Raw genomic sequence first — 19,130 nt, 5'->3', positions numbered from 1 at the left:
ACCGCGATCCGTCATCCGCGATGGCGCCTCGCGCGTACGCCGGAGGCCGGTGCCCAAACGTCACCCAGGACGGGGCGGAGCACTGGCACCGGAATCGCCCTGCGGGCAGGCGAGCCACCGCAGTAAGGGAGCCGCCGGCGCGACGGCATCGCCGATCCGCACCACTTCCGGCGCCCTGACCGGCGCGCGTCCGCGTGTCACACCGCCCCTGGTGGCGGCCGCCAGCGCACCGGCCTCCGACGTCGCCGCGCCCGGGTTGCGCGCCGCCGGCTCGCCTCGGGCGGTCGGTGCGGCGCCCTCGACGGGGTTCGGCGTCGCGGCGGCGGAGGCGCCCCGCGCGCTCTCGTCCGCCCGGTACGGCGGGTCGGCTCCCTCCGGCGAGGCCGGGCCTGCGGCGGTCAGCGCCACGAACGCCACCGCGACGACGGCAGCGGCCAGGGCCGCGCGACGCTCGGCACGCAGCCCGGTCGACGGGGCCTGATCCGGGTGGACCGGCAGCGGTGGCACCGGCCGCGCGTGCCGGTGGGCGGCCAGCAGGGCCTCGAGCTGCGCGGTGACGGCGGCCCGTTCGCCAATGGCGGCGGCGAAGGCGAGGGTGAGATAGAAGCGGAAGTTCACGGTCGCGGCGGCCGGCACCCGCAGCCCGGCGAGCCGGCGACCGTCGGTGGCGTGCAGCAGGGTGAACGGCACCTCGGGATGGTGCGCGGGCCCCACCAGGTCCGCGTACCTCCACTCGTGCCGCCACCCGCGCCCCGAGGAGAAGGCGACGCGGTGGTTGGTCACGACGGCCATTCCCGTGTCCAGGGCCCGCACGCCCCTCGGCAGCGCGCGGCCGGCGGCGTCGTCCGTGGCGACGGTCAGGCCCGGGACGGGCAGCCTGGTGCCGTGCCGCGCGTCCGCCTCGACCAGGTCGGCGACCGGCAGTACCCGGTAGACGACCTCGTCGGCGTCGAGGTCCACCGGCAGGCCGGCACGCGGCTGCGTGCACCCGAGGAACCCGGCCGCCTCGATCCGCAGCCGGGCCAGATGGTCGTGGTGCCGCTGCCAGGCCGCCACCTGCGTGTCGTACGCGCACCGCCGCCGGTCGTTCTCGCGCTCGGCCCACCTGATCCGCCACGCGGGCTGCGCCGACGCCGGGATCGCCATGCGGGAGTGTGAGGCTGCCGTCACGTCTCGTACAACCATCGGCCGCTCGATGAGGAAACTGGTGCAGGTCGATACTTCCCATTGATGCCGGTAGGGGCGGTTCGGCCTTGCGTCCTGAGCTGCCGGCGTCGACAGATCTAGTCATGCCTGTCGATGTCTGGTAGAAATCCTGCAAGGTCGGCCTTCTCATCGCAGGAATCCCCCCACGCGAACGGGAGAGTCATGTCGTCCACCCGATCCACCCTGCGCCGCCGCCTGCTCACGCTCCTGGTTGCCATCGCCGCCGCGACCGGGGCCACGCTCGGACTCGCCAGCCCGGCCTTCGCCATCAGCCACTCCGACGCCACGTCGCAGCTACGCGCCGCCGGCGTCTCCTGGACCTCCAGCGGCAACTGCAGCGACCGCTACGTCTCGACCTGCACCTCGTTCGACGGCGTCCGGCAGGCCACCATCAGCGGAATCATCACCTTCAAGCGCGCCAGCGGCTGCGCCGTGACGATCACCGCCGGCACCGAGGTCGGGCACGCCGGCGGCACCTACAGCCACTGGAACGGCTACAAGCTCGACATCGCCCTAAGCACCTGCATCCAGAACTACATCTCGGCGAACTACACCTACGTCGGCTACATCGCCGGCTTCGGCTACCAGTATCGGGCGGCCTCCGGCAACCTGTACACCAAGGAAGGCAGCCACTGGGACATCCTCTTCTACACCTGCGGCGGCTGCTGACGGGGGAACCGGGTGCCGCCACCGTCAGGTGACGGCACCACCCCGGTCACCCGGCAGGAACATCGGCGCGGCACCCGCGACGAAGGGTGCCCACCCGGCGGTGGACGCCCTTCCCGGTCCGGCGACCCTGGGCTCAGGCCCCGCCGAGGGTCCGGGCGAACCGGCGGATGTCGTCGACCAGGAGCGCGGGCTGCTCCAGCCCCGGGAAGTGGCCCCCGCGGTCGTGCTCGGTCCACTGCACGATGTTCGGGAAGGCCTGGTCGGCCCAGGCCCGGACGGGCTGCGAGGGGTCGTGCGGGAAGACCGCCACCCCGAGCGGCACCGGCACCGGGGGCTGCTGCCGCGGCGCGGCGCTGACCGGAAGCATGTCCGCCGTCTCGTGGTAGAGCTGGGCGGAGGAGCCCGCCGTCCGGGTGAACCAGTAGAGCGACACGTTGGTGAGCAGGCGGTCCCGGTCCACGGCGTCCTCGGGGCTCTTGCCGGAGTCCGTCCACTCCTTGAACTTCTCCACGATCCACGCGAGCTGCCCGACCGGGGAGTCGGTCAGGGCGTACGAGAGCGTCACCGGGCGGGTGGCCTGGATCTTCATGTAGCCGGACTCGTCGTCGACGAAGCGGGCCAGCCGGGCGAGCCGCCGGCCGGTGTCCTCGTCGAGCGCGCCCAGCTCGCGCGGGTCGCCGGGGGGCGGCGTGATGAGGAAGTTGACGTGCGCCCCGATCGCGTGCCCGGCGTCCGCCGCCGCGAGCGCGACCGTCACCCAGGAGCCGAAGTCGGTGCCCTGCGCCAGGTAGCGGCCGTAACCGAGCCGGTCCATCAGTTCGGCCCACGCCCCGGCGATGCGCGGCACGCCCCAGCCGGTCCCGGTGAGCGGGCCGGAGAAGCCGTACCCGGGCAGGGACGGGATCACCACGTGGAAGGCGTCCGCGGGGTCACCCCCGTGGGCGCGCGGATCGGTCAGCGGCCCGACGAGGTCGACGTACTCCAGGAAGCTGCCCGGCCAGCCGTGGGTGAGGACGAGCGGCGTCGCGTCCGGCTCCGGGGACCGTACGTGCAGGAAGTGCACCGTGGCGCCGTCGATCTCCGTGACGTACTGGGGGTACTCGTTCAGCCGCGCCTCGGCAGCCCGCCAGTCGTACCCGCTGCCCCAGTAGTCGGCCAGCTCCCGCAGGTAGGACTGCGGCACGCCGCGTTCCCAGCCGTCCGCGCCCGGCTCGTGCGGCCACCGGGTGTCGGCCAGTCGTCGGCGCAGGTCGTCGATGTCGGCCTGCGGTATCTCGATGCGGAACGGCTTCATCCCAGCGCCCTCCAGGGTCACGGCTCGCGCGAGATTCACATCCTTGACGGCGTACGCGGGGGCGCGCACCTTCCGCCGTGCGGTCTGCCGCGCGGGCACCCGGCAGGCTCAGTCGGGGTGGGCCGCAGCGTCGAAGCTCTCCGGGTCACGCCGGCCCACGCAGTATCGTCGTCCGATGCGGACGAGGGCGGAACATGCGGCGAACCCCCACGGAGGAATCCCTCGGACCGTCGGGGAGGAAGACCTCGCCGGCTTCACCGCCGGCCAGTTCCTGGACGTGCTGAAGGCCCTCACGGCGATCCTGACGCTGCCGTCGTCGGCCGCCGACCGCGTCAACGCCCTCGTCGTGGCCACCGGCCAGGGCGAACAGTGGCGGCTCAGCCACGCGATCCGCACCTGGGAGGCGAACCCCGGCCTGCGTCACCTCCTGGTGACGAACGGGAACCCGGCCGAGGAGACCTACGTCGAACTCACGCTCGACCACCTGCGCGGCCTGGGCCTCCGTCGCTGCGAGGGGGTCCGCCTCCAGGCCGGACCCGCCCCCCACACCGGCCGGCAGGCCGCCTGGATCGCCGAGCAGGCGCAGGGCCTCGGCATCGCGAGCCTCGCGCTCGCCGTCTCCCCCTACCATCTGCCCCGCGCCTACCTCACGGTCCTCAAGGCACTGGGCAGGAGGAACCTCCGCCTGCCCGTCATCCCCGTCCCCGTGGCCGTCTCCCCCGACACGCCCGTCCCGGAGACCGGGGCCACCGCCTACGACCTCGTGCCGGGAGAAGTGAAACGGATCCTCACCTACATGGACGAGGACCAGGTCGCCACCCTCGGGGAACTCCAGCAGTACCTCCGGTGGCTGTGGAGTCGCCACGAGTCCCTCCTCGTCGGCGCCCCGGGCTGACCCCCGGCCGCCCACGAGGCAGGGGCCCCGCCAAGATGGCGGGGCCCCTGCGTCGACGCTCGGATCGGATGCCGGTCAGCACCAGCCGTTGATCGGACCGTTCACCCCGCTCGCCAGGTAGGCGTCGGACACCCAGGTGCCGTCGCTCAGTCGGTTCCACAGCGCGGTGGTGCCGTACCGCCCGGCGTGGGAGGTGCCGTTGGCGGAGCAGGAGACGGTGACCGTGGTGCCGTCGCCTACCGATCCCCGCACGGCGTAGCCGGTGCCGGGGCCGGACCGCTTGTTCACCGAGCCACCACCGTTGGCGTCGACCACCGCCTGGTTGAAGCCCAGCGCCCCGTAGTTGTAGAGGCCGGCGCCGGCGCCGGCCCAGACCGAGCCGTGCCGCGCCCCGCCCTGGTAGGCGGCAGCGCCGTTGGCGAACTCCCACTTGCCGATGCTGTGGCCGGCGATGCCGACATAGGCGCTGTTCTGCCGCAGCCCGAAGTGGACGTGCCGGCCGTACGCCGCCCCGCCGCAGGTGACGTCGGTGCCCGTGTAGCCCAGGTACGCGCCCTGGCCGACGGCGGCGCCGTTGACCGAGATGCTGCTCCACAGGTGGTAGTAGTCGGTCGAGTAGCCCCGGTCGTGGATCACCCGGATCCACCCCGTGCACATCGTGTACGCCGTGCCGGCCCGCGCCGCGCGGACCACCTGGTCACCGCCGGCCAGGTCGATCGAGCTGTACGGCGCCTCGTAGCCGCCCCAGCCGTGCGGGCCGCTGGTCAGCGTCCACGTCTGACCCACCGCGAAGGGCAGGGCCATCCCGGTCCGATAGTCGCCGCCCGCCTGCATGGTGCTCGGGGTACGGGCGAAGACCGCCTTCTCCTGCTTGTTGACCAGGGGCGACTCGGCGGCCAGCTCGCTGAACCCGGCCTCGCCGTCGAAGTTCACCCGCCACGTGCCGGCCTCGGCACGGGCGATGAAGATCGCGCCGGTCGGATGGACGTCCTTCTCGTGGGTGGTGACGGCGACGGCGGTGCCGAAGGCCCACGGGCCGTTCCTGCGGGTGACGTTCACCCGGGTCTCGGAGCTCTCCGGGTGCGCCACCGCGGAGGTCTCGGCGTGCTCCGCCTCCGAGGCCTGGACCTGCGCGCGCAGCTTGGCGGTGACGGCGTCCTCGACGCTCACCCGCACCGGCTCCGGCTTGGGCACGGCGGCGTGCGCGGCGGTGCCGCTGACCAGGAGCTCCGTCGCCAGCAGGGCTGTGGCGACGCCGGCCCATCGTCTCATGTGCACCATTGACGACCTCTTTCAAATCGAAGGACATCGCTAAGTGGTGCTGACGATAGACAGAACGAGGAAGATTGTCTACATGTTGACCCGCCGGCAATGAAGGTATGTTTCGGCGCGGGGCCGAAGATCCACCGTCGGCGACGGGGGTCCCGGCCGGATCGGGGACGCCCCGCCGCGCGAATCTGCTGGTAGACGCCCCGTGGCGCGGGTCGGGTGCGAGACTGGAGCTGTCGCCGAGGGGGATCCCGTATGTCTGCTGGTCGCTATCTCGCGGTCGCCGGTCCGCGCGAACTCCGTGCGGGAGAGGTGTCCGCGACCGAGCCCGGGCCCGGCCGCGTGACCGTCGACATCACGTACACGGGGATCTGCGGCACCGACGTCCACGGTTACACCGACGGGCACATGCTGCCGCCGGCGGTCTTCGGGCACGAGTGGACCGGTTCGGTCTCGGCGGTGGGCGCCGGCGTGGACGGGCTGCGGGTCGGCCAGCGCGTGGTGGGCGCGGTGGGGCCGGCGTGCGGCCGTTGCCGCCAGTGCGTCGCCGGGCACGCCCGCCACTGCGACACCGTGTTCGCCGAGGCCAACGGGGTCGACGCCGACGCACCGCCGCACGGCGCCTTCGCCACCCGGGTGCAGGTGTCGGCGCGGCGGGTCATCCCCGTTCCGGAGAGCCTCTCGGCGGTGGAGGCGGCGCTCGTGGAGCCGGCCACGGTCACCTTTCACGCCGTGCGGCGGGTGGCGGCGGAGTACGGCAGCACCACGCTGGTCCAGGGCGCCGGCCCGATCGGGCTGCTCACCGCCCAGCACGCGCGCAACGCCGGGGCGGGGCCGATGATCATCTCGGAGCCTTCCGCGGCGCGCCGTACGCTGGCCGGCAGGCTCGGCTTCGCCCACGTGGTCGAGCCCGCCGACCTGCCGGCCGCGCTGGACGAACTCACCGCGGGCATGGGCGCCGACGTCGTGTACGAGTGCAGCGGTGTTCCGTCGCTGTTCCAGCCGTCGGCGGAACTGGTGCGCCGGGGCGGGACGCTCGCGTTGCTCGGCTACCCGCTGGAGAACTCGAGCGTCAGCTACGGCGACTGGCAGAGCCGGGAGCTGACGGTGATCGGGTCACTGGCCTACCAGCACGAGGACTTCGTGGGCGCGATGCACGCGATCGCCGCACGTCGCATCGACGTGGCGGCACTGCACACGGGCACCTTCGGGCTGTCGTCGCTGAAGGACGTCCTCGACGAACTCGACTCGGGCCGCAGCGAGCACACCAAGGTGCTGATCGACCCGAACCAGCCGGACCGGGCCTGAGCCGGCGGCGCGGCGGCGCCGGGTCAGTGCGGGAAGACCCGGGGCGTACGCCGCTCGACCTCGTCACGGAAGTCCTCGATCCGGGAGGCCACCTGTCGCATCCCGACGGTGTGCTCCAGCCGGTCGAGATAGAGCGAACGGCGGGCCAGGCCGTCGAGGTCGAAGCTGAAGTAGATCGCCATCAGCGGGTTGACGAACAAGGTGCTGCCCCGGGTGCGGCGGGTCATGTGCACGTCCCCGTCGGCGCCACGGATGGCGGCGGCGATCTGCCCGTGCACGATGCTGGGCCGCAGCGGCGTGGCCGCCTGCCCGTACGCGACCGCGTCCCGGTACAGCCGCGCCTCCCTGCTGCTGCCCGGAATGGACAGCGCCCCGAGGTACGCGCCGTCGCGGTCGAGGGCGGCGATGTTCTCCAGCACCTGGGTATGGTTGACCCCGTGGTACGCGTCGATGCCGAACCCGAGGCACACCACCAGCTTCACCGGCACGTCCAGGCCGGCCACCGCCGCGAGGCTCGTCATGTCCTCGACGGGGGTGCCGAGGCCGGCCTCGTCGCCGCGCATGAGGATGTCGGTGCCCCCGTCGACCAGCACCACCGCGTCCACCCCTAGCGCGTCGACCAGATGCCGGTACGCGTCGCGCAGCGGCTCCACGCCCACCCGCGGGAAGGCGTACACGGTGCTCGGCTGGTCGTTGGCGGCGAGCCAGCGGGCCAGCGCCCGTTCCGGGAAGTACTCGTCGGGGCCGGCGGTGTCCGGGGTGACGGCGGCGACGTCCTGCGCCGCCCAGGCGTCCAGGTCGAGCAGTTCGAGCCGCGTGAAGGAGAGGTTGGCCAGGTGCACCGTCCGACCGGCGTCGCGTAACGCGACGGCCAGCGGAATCGCGGCGTACACGTCGAAGCCGCCGCCCGCGCCCGCGATCAGCACGGTGCGCGCCGGCTCCAGCGCGGCGAACAACGGCGGTACGGCCAGCGACCGCATCGAGCCTCCTCAGGCGACCGGCACAGGGGTTCCCTGGCAGGCGGGGCGGTTCCGTTCAGAACAGCGTCGACGGCCCGACCGGCTCCGGCTCGGGCAGCGGCTCGACCTCGGGCAGGCGCGCCCGCACCTCGTCGTGGAACCGGCGGGCGAGCTCGGGCGCGTCGGAGTTGTCCGGGGTGTGCACGAAGACCGTCGGCGATCGGCCCTCGCGCAGCCACCCGGTCACCACGTCGAGCCACGGCTGCCAGCCCTCGACCGTCCGTGCGGGGTCGTCGCGGCCGAGGTAGCGGACGATCGGCCGGTCGGTCAGCGCGTGGGTGCGCAGCGGGGTGCGCGGCTTCCTGGTCCACGCCTCGCGTTCCGCGTCGCTGGTCGGCGGGGTGCGGAAGAACGCGGTCGTGTCGAAGGGCACCCACTCGGCGCCGACGGTGGCGAGCGCCTCCTCCAGCGTCCGCGCCGCCCGGGGGTCGTCGAAGAACGCGGGGTGCCGGACCTCCACGGCGTACCGGTGGGCGGTGGGCAGCCCGCGCAGGAAACGGGCCAGCGCGGGTACGTCGGCCGGGCCGAACGAGCCCGGCAGCTGGATCCAGAGGGCGTGGGCCCGTGGGCCGAGGGGTTCGACGGCGTGCAGGAAGGCGCGGAGTTCCTCGTCGGCACCGGTGAGCCGACGCTCGTGCGTGACGACCTTCGGCAGCTTGGGCACGAACCGGAAGTCGGGGTCGGTCTGCTCCGCCCAGGAGGCGACCGTCTCCCGGGCCGGGGTGGCGTAGAAGGTGGTGTTCCCCTCGACCGCCGTGCACCAGCCGGCGTACGCGCGCAGCCGCTCGTGGGCCGGCAGCGGATGCGCCAGGAAGCGCCCCTGCCACGACTTGTGCGTCCACATCGCGCACCCCACGTGCAGGCGCATCGGATCCTCCCACCGCTCGACGGCCCGACGCGGGGTGACCCGCGCCGCGGGTACGGTATCCGGCCGCGCCGGCGGCGGCGAGCCCAGGCGCGGGCGCCGGCCGTGCCCGTGCGGCACGGCCGGCGCCCAGCGGTCCCTGCTCCGTCAGTCGCGGCCCTGGTCGTGCGGCACGGTGACCGTCACGGTGCAGCCGACCGGGCGACCGATCTCGTCGTGGCCCGCGTAGGTCAGGGAGTAGACCCTGTCCCCGCCGGCGCCGTCGCGTTCGGCCCGCAGCCGGCCGCTGGTGTCCGGGGTGCCGACGGTGAAGCCGCTGACGTCCGCGGCGTCGCCGCCGGTCACCGCCGTCAGGTTGAGCGCGTACGGGCCGAGCACCCCGTCGCGCAGGTCCGCCGTCACGGTGACGTCGACCATCTGGTGGTTCGGCGGCCACAGCACCGGCCGGTCCACCACGCAGTCCACCTCGCGGGTGGGCACCGGCCGGTCCAGGGTGGCGACGGCATGGCCGATCGTCGCGGTGAGCCGCCCGCCGGCCTCGTAGTACATGTGCGCGGTGCGCCCCTCGAAGTAGAACGTCGGCGCGGCCGAGCGCCCCAGGTCGGGCGCGGCGACCATCGAGTCGTGCACGACGCCGAGGTGGACCTCCCGGTCGAGGTCGTCGCCGACGTCCACGGCGTGCATGTTGCCGTCGGCCGCGTGGAAGATCACCAGGTTGCGGCCGTTCCAGCGCAGGAAGAACGGGCCGGAGGCGTTCGGGCCCTGGATGCCCTGCGGGGTGACGATCGGGTCGGGCTGGATCGTCCAGGTGCGCGCGTCCGGGGAGACCGCCCAGCGGATCCGCCGGGACACCGGCCCGGTCGGCCCGGGCGGCGCGGCGGTCGGGTTGTCCATGAAGAGCATCAGGTACCGGCTGCCCAGCCGCGGCACGGCGTGCTCGAACACCCGGGCGTAGGAGGTCTCCCCGCCGGTGCTGTCGTCGCGGCTGATCGCCGTCCCGCCGTAGTCGAAGTGGATGCCGTCCTCGGAGGTGGCGTACCGGGTGATCGAGTTCTCGCCGTGGAAGTAGAGGAACAGCTTGCGCTCCCCCTCCACCCAGATGGCGTGCGGGGAGGAGATGTGGCTGACCGTTGAGTAGTGGGGCAGCCAGGTGTTGCCGATCAACGGGTTGGCCCGGTACTCGGTCCACGGACCGTTGATCGAGTCCGCGTACGCCAGGGCGATCCCGCCGGGCCGCTCGTGGGGGGCGTAGTACAGGTAGTAGGTGCCCAGCGGGTTGGGGAAGTAGTCGGCGGCCCGGATGACGCTCGGGAAGATGAACTCGTTTGTCGGGTTGTAGGTCAGGGCGCTCTTGTCGAACGCGGTGCCCGCGTAGGTGAAGCGCGGGAAGTCGAGGGCCGGATCGGCGGCGGCCGGAGCCGCACCGGCCAGCGCGGTCACCAGCATGCCCGCGCCGGCTGCCGCCACGGCGGCGCGACCGGGCACTCGGACGGGTGCTTTCGTCATCGCTGTTCCTGCTCTGTCGGGGGATGGTGGGGCTCCCCCACCGCCCGGGCGGGCCGTCGGCGTACGGGGCCGTCGACGGAGGAGCCCAGGAGGTGGGGACGGGTACGCCGGTGACGACTGTGGACGCCGCGCAGCACGCCGCGGGGCGGCACGAAGTCACGCTGCGTGAGACGGTCGGCCACCGCGAGGGTGAGCAGGCCGCCCGGGTCAGGTGCTAATACGTATTACCATCAATCCTTCTCGAATGCTGCTCGACCCGGGCGGGTCTTGTCAAGAGGCCGGCCGCCGGCCTCGGCGGGACGGCCCGCCGGCTCCGTCGGGAGCCAGCCGGCCGCGAACGCGGGGTGGACCGCTCGGAGCTAATCCGCATTACTCCAGGGACTTCATCTCCAAGAAATCTCTCAGTCCCCCTCTTGACACAAACCCGGTCGGCCCGCCAGGCTCCTCCCCAACGCCGAGCGCTAATACGCATTAGCCGCACCGGAAGGACCTGTGGTGCCCTCTACACCCCGACGCGTCACGCAGCGTGACATCGCGCGGCTGGCTGGCGTCAGTCAGGCGACCGTGTCGCTGGTGCTCAACAACCGGGCCGACGCCGACGTCCGCATCGCGCCCGAGACCCGCGACCGCGTGCTGCGGACCATCGCCGAGACCGGGTACGCCGCCGACCCCGTGGCCCGCCGGCTCGCCGCACGGTTCAACCGGATCATCGGCGTCTTCACCTACGAGCCCGCCTTCCCCAGCGGCAGCCGCGACTTCTTCCACCCCTTCCTGCTGGGCATCGAGGAGTACGCGGAACGGGCCGGCTGCGACCTGCTGCTGTTCACCAGCGCCCCGGTGGTCGACGGTCGGCGCCGCATCTTCCACCAGGACAACCGGCTCCGCCTCGCCGACGGCTGCATCCTGCTCGGCCGGGAGATCGACGCCGCGGAGCTGCACCGGCTCAACCGCGACGGCTTCCCGTACGTCGCCGTCGGCCGTCGCGACGACGCCGGCGGCCCGGTGCCGTACGTCGGCGCCGACTACGCGACGGCGGTGGGCGAGCTGGTCGCCCTGGCCCTCGCCCGCGGTCACCGGCGCCTGGCCTACCTGAACACGGACCTGACCGCGGAGTCCTCGGCGGACCGGCGGCGCGGGTTCGTCGCGGCCGCGACGGCCGCGGAGAGCGCCCGCCACCTGACGACCGTCGCCCGGGACGCCGAGGTCATCCTCGACGACCTGCTGGCCGACGGGACCACGGTGGCCTTCATCGAGGACTTCGCCACCGCCGTGGCGCTGGAGCTGGCCAGCCGGCGGCGCGGCCTGGGCGTGCCCGGCGACCTGTCGATCCTGACGCTCGGCGACCCGACGGTCCCGGTTCCCACCGACCTCGCGTTCACCGGATTCCGCATCCCCCGCGAGGAGATGGGCCGGCAGTCGGTCGAGGTGCTCGCCAGCGTCATCGACGGCAGCGCCGTCGGCGTCCAGCAGCGGCTCCTGCCCTGCGAACTCGTCGAGGGCGACACCCTCGGCACCCCTGATCGGCGGTCCACCGCAGCTGAGCGGTGACCGTGCAACCCGGAAGGAAGCAAGTGGTACAGATGCGTGCGGACGTCCTCGTCGTCGGGGGCGGGCTGGGCGGGGTGGCGGCGGCGCTCGCCGCGGCCCGGGCCGGCCGGTCGGTCATCCTGACCGAGGAGTTCGACTGGCTCGGCGGGCAGCTCACCAGCCAGGCCGTCCCGCCGGACGAGCACTCCTGGATCGAACAGTTCGGAGCCACCGCGAGCTACCGGGCCCTGCGCACCGGGATCCGTGACTACTACCGCCGGCACTACCCGCTCACCGAGCGGTCGCGGGCCTGGACCGACCTCAACCCGGGAGCCGGCTGGGTGAGCCGGGTCTGCCACGAGCCCCGGGTGGCCGTCGCCGTCATCGAGCAGATGCTGGCGCCGTTCCTCGGCTCCGGCCGGCTGACGGTGCTCCAGCCGTACCGGCCGGTCGCCGCGGAGACCGACGGGGACCGGGTGGTCGGGGTGACCGTCGCGCACCGCGACCGGGACGAGCGGATCGACCTCGTCGCGCCGTACATCCTGGACGCGACGGAGACCGGCGAGCTGCTGCCGCTGACCGGCACCGAGTACGTCACCGGCTTCGAGTCGCAGGCCGACACCGGCGAGCCCAGCGCGCCGGCCGAGGCGCAGCCGATGAACATGCAGGCCGTCTCCGTCTGCTTCGCGCTCGACCACGTCGACGGCGACCACACCATCGAGCGGCCGGCGAACTACGACTTCTGGCGCGACTACAAGCCCGACTTCTGGGGCGACCGGCTGCTGTCCTGGCGGTCGCCGCACCCGCGCACCCTGGAGATCGTCGAGCGCAGCTTCACGCCCAACCCGGACGACGACCCGCTGGCCGTCAACGCCGACCAACGGCTCAACCCCGGCGACGGCAACCTCTGGACGTTCCGGCGCATCGCCGCCCGGCGCAACTTCACCGACGGCGCGTACGACAGCGACATCACGCTGGTGAACTGGCCGATGATCGACTACTTCGAGAGTCCGGTCATCGACGTGCCGAACGCGTCGTGGCACCTGAGCAAGGCCCGCGAGCTGTCGTACTCGGTGCTCTACTGGATGCAGACCGAGGCGCCCCGGCCGGACGGCGGGACCGGCTTCCCCGGCCTGCGCCTGCGCGGCGACGTGACCGGCAGCCGCGACGGCCTGGCGCAGGCGCCCTACATCCGGGAGTCGCGCCGCATCCGGGCCGAGTACACGGTCGTCGAGCAGGACCTGTCGCTGGCCGTACGCGGCGAGCACGGCGCGGTCGCCTACCCGGACTCGATCGGCGTCGGGATGTACCGCATCGACCTGCACCCCTCCACCGGTGGCGACAACTACATCGACGTCGGGTCGTGCCCGTTCGAGATCCCGTTGGGCGCGCTGATCCCGCAGCGGGTCGAGAACCTGCTCCCGGCCGGCAAGAACATCGGCACCACCCACATCACCAACGGCAGCTACCGGCTGCACCCGGTCGAGTGGAACGTCGGCGAGGTCGCCGGCCTGCTCGCCGACTTCTGTCTGGCCCGGGGCGAGTCCCCGCGCGCGGTCCGCGGCACCCCCCGCCTGCTGGCCGACTTCCAGGACCGCCTCTCGGCGGCCGGCGTGGAGATGCGCTGGCCCCAGGTCGCGGGCTACTGAACACCCCCGAAGAGGAGAAGATCATGAGATTGGGAAAGGCTGTGCGCGGTGTCGCGGCGACACTGGCCGGCGTCCTCGCGCTGTCCGCCTGCGGCGGCGGTGACGAAGCTGCGGACAAGGGTCCCGCCAACCTGCGGATGACCGTCTGGTCCGCCAACGAGGCGCACCTCAAGCTGTTCAACGAGATCGCCGACGAGTACCGCAAGAGCCACCCGGACGTCGCGTCCATCAAGTTCGACCCGCTGCCGTTCGAGAACTACACCACGACGCTGACCACCCAGATCGCCGGCGGCAACGCGCCTGACCTGGCCTGGGTGTTCGAGAACTCGGCCCCCGACTTCGTCGCCTCCGGCGCGCTGCTGCCGCTGGACGAGAAGCTCAAGAAGACCGAGGGCTACCAGTACGACGACATCTCCCCCGCCACCCTCAAGCTCTGGCAGGACGGGGGCAAGCTGTACGCGTACCCGTTCTCCACCTCGCCGTTCGGCGTCTTCGTCAACACCGACATGCTCAAGAAGGCCGGGCAGAAGACCCCGGCCGAGCTGATCGCCGCCGGGCAGTGGAACTGGGACAACGCGCTGGCCGCAGCCGGTGCCACCGCCGCGTCGAGCGGCAAGGCCGGCCTGGTGATCCGCGACTTCGACTACAAGGGCTGGGACAACCTGTCGACCCTCTGGACCGGTTGGGGCGCCCAGGCGTGGAGCGAGGACGGCAAGTCCTGCGGCTTCGCCGCCCCGGAGATGGTCGAGGCGATGACCACCCTGCACAAGGCGATCTTCACCGGCAAGGCGCTGCCCGGCCCGGGTACTACCGCCGACTTCTTCGCCGGTGACGCCGCCATGACGGTCACCCAGATCTCCCGCGCCTCGCTGCTGAAGCCGGACGGCTTCGGCTGGGACCTGGTGCCGCTGCCGGCCGGGCCGAAGGGCAACTACTCGGTGGTCGGCCAGGCCGGCGTCGGCGTGATGAAGAAGAGCAAGAACGCGGACGCGGCGGCGGACTTCCTCGCCTTCCTGACGAACCCCACCAACTCGGCCAAGCTGGCCCAGTTCTTCCCGCCGCCGCGCCAGTCGCAGCTCACCGCGGAGACGCTGGCCAAGACGAACCCGACGCTCAAGCCCGAGCAGTTGCAGAAGGTCGTCATCGACGGCATCACCAACGGCGTGGTCAAGCCCAGTCACGCCGGGCAGGCCGAGCTGAGCCAGCAGGTGCGCGCCGGGCTCGACCCGCTCTGGAAGGCCGACGCGGACGTCAAGGCCGTCCTCGAGGGTGTCTGCACCAAGATCCAGCCGCTGCTGGCGAAGTAGGGCAGCCTGACCATGTCCCAGACGGACACGACGGTGGGCGGGGTCGAGGCCCCGCCCACCCGGGACCGGTCGCGGCCGTACTGGACCAGCCGCCGCCGCGACCAGCTCACCGGTTACCTGTTCATCGCTCCCCAACTGCTCGGCAGCCTCGTCTTCGTGATCCTGCCGCTGATCCTGGTGGTCTGGTACAGCCTGCACGAGTGGAACGTGCTGGCCGGCACGTTCGAGTTCGTCGGCACCGAGAACTACGCGAACCTCGCCGACGACACCAACCTCGGCTCGGTGCTGCGGGCCACCGGTCTGTTCTCGGTCGGGCTGGTGGTGTTCAACCTCGGCCTGGCCCTGCTGCTCGCCGTACTGCTCAACCAGAAGCTGCGCGGGACGATCGTGTTCCGCACCCTGTTCTTCTCCCCCGTGGTCGTCTCGCTGGTCGCCTGGACCATCGTGTGGGGGTTCCTGCTGCAGGACAACGGCGGCGTGAACGGCCTGCTCGACACGGTCGGCGTGGACGGGCCGAACTGGCTGCGCGGCGAGGGCACCGCCATGTTCTCGGTCGTCGTGGTGCAGGTGTTCAAGAACGTCGGCCTGAACATGGTGCTCTTCCTGGCCGCCCTCCAGGGCGTGCCGGCCGAGCTGTACGAGGCCGCCGAGGTGGACGGGGCCAGTCGGCTGCGCCAGTTCTGGCGGATCACCGTGCCGATGATCAGCCCGACCATCCTGCTCACGTCGATCATCACGGTGGTCGGCTCGTTGCAGGTCTTCGCGCAGATCGCGGTGCTCACCCAGGGCGGCCCCGGCACCTCGACCACGGTGCTCGTCTACTACCTGTACCAGCAGGCGTTCCAGTTCCACCACTTCGGTTACGGCGCCACCCTGTCGATCGTCCTGTTCGTCATCGTGCTCGCGCTCACCGTGCTCCAGTGGCAGATGCGTAAGAGGTGGGTCCACCATGAATCGTGACCTGTCGCCCCGGACCAAGCTGGTGCTCTACGGGGTGCTGATGGTCCTGGCGATCCCGTTCGTCTTCCCGACCTGGTGGATGGTCACCTCCTCGCTGAAGCCGATCGCCGACATCTTCAGCTTCCCGCCGCAGCTCCTGCCGACGAGCCCGAAGCTGGACGCCTACCAGCGGGTGTTCGAGTTGCAGCCGTTCGGCCAGCAGTACCTGAACAGCCTCTACATCGCGCTGGTGGTCACCGTCGGCACCCTGGCGGTGGCGGCGCTGTCCGGGTACGCCTTCGCCCGGATCCGCTTCCGTGGCCAGAACGTGCTCTTCCTGGTGATCCTCGCCGGCCTGCTCATCCCGAGCGAGGTGACGATCGTGCCGCTGTTCCAGATGTTCTTCAAGCTGGGCCTGGTCGACACCCACTGGCCGCTGATCCTGGTGCCGATCCTCGGCGCGCCGAGCGTGCTGGCGACCTTCATCATGCGGCAGTTCTTCATCAGCCTCCCCGGCGAGTTGGAGGAGGCGGCCCGGGTGGACGGGCTGGGGCGGTTCGCCACCTTCTGGAAGATCGCCCTGCCGCTGTCCCGGCCCGCGCTGGGCGCGGTCGCCATCTTCACCTTCCTGCACAGCTGGAACCTCTACCTGGAACCGATCGTGTTCCTTTCCTCGCCGGAGAAGTTCACCCTGCCGCAGGCGCTCACCCAGTTCGTCGACGCCTACGGCGGCCCGATGTGGAACGTCCAGCTCGCCGCGGCGTCGATGACCGCGCTGCCGGTCCTGGTGGTCTTCGTCATCGCGCAGAAGCAGTTCGTCGAAGGCCTGGCGCACACCGGGCTCAAGGGATGACGGTGCCGGCGGCCCTGGTGGGCCTCGACATCGGCGGCACCAAGACGGCGGCGGCGCTGGTCGGACCCGACGGGCAGGTGCTCGGGCGTCGCCTGGCGCCCACCCCTGCCGGGTCGGGGCCGGCGGCCGTGCTGGACACCGCCGCGCGGCTCGTCCGGGAGCTGCTCGACGCGGGCGGCGCCGGCCCGGTCGGCGTGGGCACCGCCGGCACGGTCGATCCGGCCACCGGCACCATCCGGTACGCCACCGACAGCCTGCCCGGCTGGGCCGGCACGCCGGTCGCCGACGAGTTGGCCGCGCGGCTGGCCCGGCCGGTCCGGGTCACCAACGACGTGAACGCCGCCGCACTCGGCGAGAGCTGGGTCGGCGCGGGCCGGGACCGGCGGGACCTGGTGCTGGTCGCGGTCGGCACGGGCCTGGGCGGCGCGATGCTCCAGCACGGTCGGATCTCCACCGGCGCCCGGGGCGGCGCCGGCGAGGTGGGGCACCTCCCGGCTCCCGGCGCCGAGCGGCTGCGCTGCGGCTGCGGCCGGTACGGGCACCTGGAGGGCATCGCCTCGGGCACGGGACTGTCCGGCGCGTACGCCCTCGAGACCGGTGTGCGGATCACCGGGCGGGCCGTGGCCGAGCGGGCGGTGGCCGGTGAACCGGTCGCCCGGGAGGTGGTGGACCGCGCCGCCACGGCCCTCGGCCGGGCGCTCGCGGGGCTGGTCGCCCTGCTCGATCCGCAGGCGGTGGTGCTCGCGGGCGGGGCGGCCGACGCCCTGTTCCCCGGCGCCCGCGCCGCCTTCACCGCCGAGCTGCCCGCGGCCTGGGCGGACGTGTCCCTGCTCCCGGCGGCGCTCGGCGCGGACGCGGTCGTCGTGGGCGCCGCCCGACTGGCGGGCCCCGGCCCGCAGGCGGCCGGCAGCTCCGCCGTGGTCACCGACGAGAGGACGAGAACGTGAGTGTGTTCGACGAGCTGGCCGGCGGCCTCGTGGTCTCCTGCCAGCCGGTGCTCGACGACCCCGACGACCCGATGCGCGACCCGTACGTGCAGGCCCGGGTGGCCGCGGCGGTGGTACGGGGCGGCGCGGTCGCCGTCCGGGCCAACGGCACCGCCGACGTCCGGGCCATCCGCGCCGCCGTCGACGTGCCGGTCATCGGGCTGCACAAGCAGGGCGTCGAAGGGGTCTTCATCACCCCGACGGCGGCGCACGCGCTCGACGTGGCCGCGGCCGGGGCGCACATCGTCGCCGTCGACGCCACCGACCGTCCTCGTCCGGACGGGCGCAGCTTCGCCGACACGGTCCGGGCGGTCCGGGAGCGGAGCGACGCGCTGGTCCTCGCCGACGTCTCCACCGTCGAGGAGGGCGTGGCCGCTGTGCGGGCCGGTGCGGACGCCGTCGCGACCACCCTCTCCGGCTACACCCCGGCCAGCCCGCCGACCGACGGACCGGACCTGACGCTGGTGGCCCGGCTCGCCGACCTGCTGGCGGTGCCGGTGATCGCCGAGGGCCGCTACCGCAGCGCCGAGCAGATCGGGCAGGCGTTCGCGGCGGGCGCCCACTCGGTGGTGATGGGCAACGCGGTCACCTCGCCGCTGTGGCTCACCCGTCGCCTGGTGCCGGCCACCCCGGCGGGCGGCCGACTCACCTGACGGCGCGGGGGCGGGTGCGCCGCGGCGCCGCGGCGGTGGTCCCGGGCACGACGGCGCAGGGCAGGCTGCGTTGCAGGGCGTCGGCGCCCGGCGCGGGACCGACCAGTTGTTCGAAGAGCAGTCGCACCGCCCCCGCGCCCATCTGCTCGCGGGGGATCCGGAAACCGGTCCAGTCGATGTCGCCGGGACTGCCGTCCTCGGCGTCGCCGAGCTGGGCCAGTGACAGGTCCCCCGGAACGGACATCCCCCGGGCCAGCGCCGCCGCCCGGATCTGCGGGGCCAACCCGGACGGCCAGACGACCGCCGCGGTGAGCCCGTTGTCGTCGAGCAGGTCGAGTGCCTCGCCGCCGGTCAACCCGGCGCCGTCCAGCACGACCGGACGGCTGCGGGCGGCGCGTACCGCCTGCTGGTAGCCCTGCGCGCGGTCGGCCGACGGCTCGTCCCGGCGGAGGTCGCCGAGGAAGCCGACCCGTTCGTGGCCGAGGGCGAACAGCCGCTCGACCACCTCGCGGGTGGCGGTCACATAGTCGGCGCCGACGTACGGCACGATGCCGGCGTCGGACTCCCGTCGGCCGATGAAGGCGAACGGGAAGTCGCGGCCGAGCAGGTCCGCCAGGTCACGCTTGTCGTCGTGGCGGCCGAGCAGGACGCAGCCGTCGGCGACGCCGAGCCGGCGGGAACCGTCGCCGAGCAGGCGCCGCCCCTGCCGGGACGGGGTGCTGGTGAAGAAGAGCAGGTCGCAGTCGAGCTCCTCGGCCTGCGCCTCGACCCCCACCAGGAACGGGTGGTAGAAGTCCCGGCTGTCGCGCGGGAAGACCGGCTCGTAGGTGAAGACGCCGATGATCCGGGTGCGTCCCCCGGCCAGGCGTTGGGCGGCCGGGTTCGCGACGTACCCGGTCATCCGGATGGCGTCGAGCACGCGTTGACGGGTCTGCTCACCGACGCGTCGGCGACCCGTGTCGCCCTCCTTGAGGATCAGTGACACGGTCGCCTGGCTGACCCCGGCGAGCCGGGCGACGTCGGCCTGGGTGGCCCGTCCGTTGGCGCCTGGCATCGTCGTCACCTCCGTGTCCCGGCCGCTCGCCGGGGGCCCGCTCCCGCGCCGTCGCCCCGGCTGGTCATGCGCATGACCACACGATCGCACACGGCGACGTCTCGGGAGCGGGCTGCCGTGAATGATCAGCC

General features: G+C 72.7%; 17 protein-coding genes. 10 read left to right on the top strand and 7 right to left on the bottom strand.

Annotated elements, in window-relative coordinates:
* Nucleotides 1-60 precede the first annotated feature (60 nt).
* On the bottom strand, nt 61-1,146 hold the full coding sequence (locus ACLQ20_RS13110; protein ID WP_425855686.1) for a hypothetical protein: 1,086 nt from the start codon (nt 1,144-1,146) through the stop codon (nt 61-63).
* 222 nt (nt 1,147-1,368) lie between these two features.
* Between ACLQ20_RS13110 and ACLQ20_RS13105 the strand changes: the two genes are divergently transcribed.
* Nucleotides 1,369-1,875 carry a hypothetical protein gene (locus tag ACLQ20_RS13105; RefSeq protein ID WP_358120254.1) on the top strand — a complete coding sequence of 169 codons (507 nt, stop codon included), beginning with the start codon at nt 1,369-1,371 and terminating at the stop codon, nt 1,873-1,875.
* A 133-nt stretch (nt 1,876-2,008) separates the two neighbouring features.
* Here ACLQ20_RS13105 and ACLQ20_RS13100 read toward each other — a convergent pair whose 3' ends face one another.
* A complete protein-coding gene (locus ACLQ20_RS13100; RefSeq protein WP_425855684.1) occupies nt 2,009-3,169 on the bottom strand; it encodes an epoxide hydrolase family protein in 1,161 nt (386 codons plus the stop codon).
* Nucleotides 3,170-3,344: 175 nt separating this feature from the next.
* Between ACLQ20_RS13100 and ACLQ20_RS13095 the strand changes: the two genes are divergently transcribed.
* Nucleotides 3,345-4,064, top strand: coding sequence for an ElyC/SanA/YdcF family protein (locus tag ACLQ20_RS13095; protein ID WP_358120260.1), 720 nt, complete (start codon nt 3,345-3,347; stop codon nt 4,062-4,064).
* A gap of 75 nt (nt 4,065-4,139) precedes the next feature.
* Here the strand turns inward: ACLQ20_RS13095 and ACLQ20_RS13090 are convergent, their stop codons facing one another.
* Nucleotides 4,140-5,336, bottom strand: a complete 1,197-nt coding sequence (locus tag ACLQ20_RS13090; RefSeq protein ID WP_151455486.1) for a peptidoglycan DD-metalloendopeptidase family protein — start codon at nt 5,334-5,336, stop codon at nt 4,140-4,142.
* A gap of 252 nt (nt 5,337-5,588) precedes the next feature.
* Here ACLQ20_RS13090 and ACLQ20_RS13085 point away from each other — a divergent pair, with 252 nt between their 5' ends.
* The gene (locus ACLQ20_RS13085) at nt 5,589-6,641 is read left to right on the top strand and encodes a zinc-dependent alcohol dehydrogenase (protein ID WP_425855683.1); all 1,053 of its coding nucleotides are present in this window, start codon (nt 5,589-5,591) and stop codon (nt 6,639-6,641) included.
* Nucleotides 6,642-6,664: 23 nt separating this feature from the next.
* On the opposite strand, the gene ACLQ20_RS13080 is transcribed toward ACLQ20_RS13085, so the two are convergent.
* The 3 genes from ACLQ20_RS13080 to ACLQ20_RS13070 form a co-directional block, all read right to left on the bottom strand.
* Nucleotides 6,665-7,621 (bottom strand): DUF1152 domain-containing protein, encoded by a 957-nt coding sequence (locus tag ACLQ20_RS13080; RefSeq protein ID WP_327028551.1) that lies wholly within the window; start codon nt 7,619-7,621, stop codon nt 6,665-6,667.
* A gap of 55 nt (nt 7,622-7,676) precedes the next feature.
* Complete coding sequence (locus ACLQ20_RS13075) at nt 7,677-8,504, bottom strand: DUF72 domain-containing protein (protein WP_425855927.1); 828 nt, start codon at nt 8,502-8,504, stop codon at nt 7,677-7,679.
* Nucleotides 8,505-8,672: 168 nt separating this feature from the next.
* Complete coding sequence (locus tag ACLQ20_RS13070) at nt 8,673-10,031, bottom strand: hypothetical protein (RefSeq protein ID WP_151455490.1); 1,359 nt, start codon at nt 10,029-10,031, stop codon at nt 8,673-8,675.
* Nucleotides 10,032-10,526: 495 nt separating this feature from the next.
* Between ACLQ20_RS13070 and ACLQ20_RS13065 the strand changes: the two genes are divergently transcribed.
* Genes ACLQ20_RS13065 through ACLQ20_RS13035 form a run of 7 tightly spaced genes read left to right on the top strand, consistent with a single transcriptional unit; the run spans nt 10,527 to nt 17,945 of the window.
* Nucleotides 10,527-11,579 (top strand): LacI family DNA-binding transcriptional regulator, encoded by a 1,053-nt coding sequence (locus ACLQ20_RS13065; protein WP_327028552.1) that lies wholly within the window; start codon nt 10,527-10,529, stop codon nt 11,577-11,579.
* A gap of 32 nt (nt 11,580-11,611) precedes the next feature.
* A complete protein-coding gene (locus ACLQ20_RS13060) occupies nt 11,612-13,207 on the top strand; it encodes an FAD-dependent oxidoreductase (protein ID WP_327028553.1) in 1,596 nt (531 codons plus the stop codon).
* A 23-nt stretch (nt 13,208-13,230) separates the two neighbouring features.
* Nucleotides 13,231-14,514, top strand: a complete 1,284-nt coding sequence (locus ACLQ20_RS13055; protein ID WP_425855682.1) for an ABC transporter substrate-binding protein — start codon at nt 13,231-13,233, stop codon at nt 14,512-14,514.
* Nucleotides 14,515-14,526: 12 nt separating this feature from the next.
* Complete coding sequence (locus ACLQ20_RS13050) at nt 14,527-15,474, top strand: carbohydrate ABC transporter permease (protein WP_151455080.1); 948 nt, start codon at nt 14,527-14,529, stop codon at nt 15,472-15,474.
* The gene (locus ACLQ20_RS13045; protein WP_425855679.1) at nt 15,464-16,306 is read left to right on the top strand and encodes a carbohydrate ABC transporter permease; all 843 of its coding nucleotides are present in this window, start codon (nt 15,464-15,466) and stop codon (nt 16,304-16,306) included. Before ACLQ20_RS13050 ends, ACLQ20_RS13045 begins: the two co-directional genes overlap by 11 nt.
* Nucleotides 16,303-17,253, top strand: a complete 951-nt coding sequence (locus ACLQ20_RS13040; RefSeq protein WP_425855677.1) for an ROK family protein — start codon at nt 16,303-16,305, stop codon at nt 17,251-17,253. The genes ACLQ20_RS13045 and ACLQ20_RS13040 overlap by 4 nt, the downstream gene beginning before the upstream one ends.
* A complete protein-coding gene (locus ACLQ20_RS13035) occupies nt 17,250-17,945 on the top strand; it encodes an N-acetylmannosamine-6-phosphate 2-epimerase (RefSeq protein WP_425855675.1) in 696 nt (231 codons plus the stop codon). The genes ACLQ20_RS13040 and ACLQ20_RS13035 overlap by 4 nt, the downstream gene beginning before the upstream one ends.
* Here the strand turns inward: ACLQ20_RS13035 and ACLQ20_RS13030 are convergent.
* Complete coding sequence (locus tag ACLQ20_RS13030; RefSeq protein ID WP_425855674.1) at nt 17,938-18,999, bottom strand: LacI family DNA-binding transcriptional regulator; 1,062 nt, start codon at nt 18,997-18,999, stop codon at nt 17,938-17,940. The two genes, ACLQ20_RS13035 and ACLQ20_RS13030, sit on opposite strands and share 8 nt — an antisense overlap.
* Between the last annotated feature and the right edge of the window lie 131 nt (nt 19,000-19,130).

It is taken from the genome of Micromonospora sp. DT46 (genome assembly GCF_049841735.1).
Lineage (GTDB): Bacteria > Actinomycetota > Actinomycetes > Mycobacteriales > Micromonosporaceae > Micromonospora > Micromonospora reichwaldensis.
This window is presented reverse-complemented; position numbering and strand designations above follow the sequence as displayed.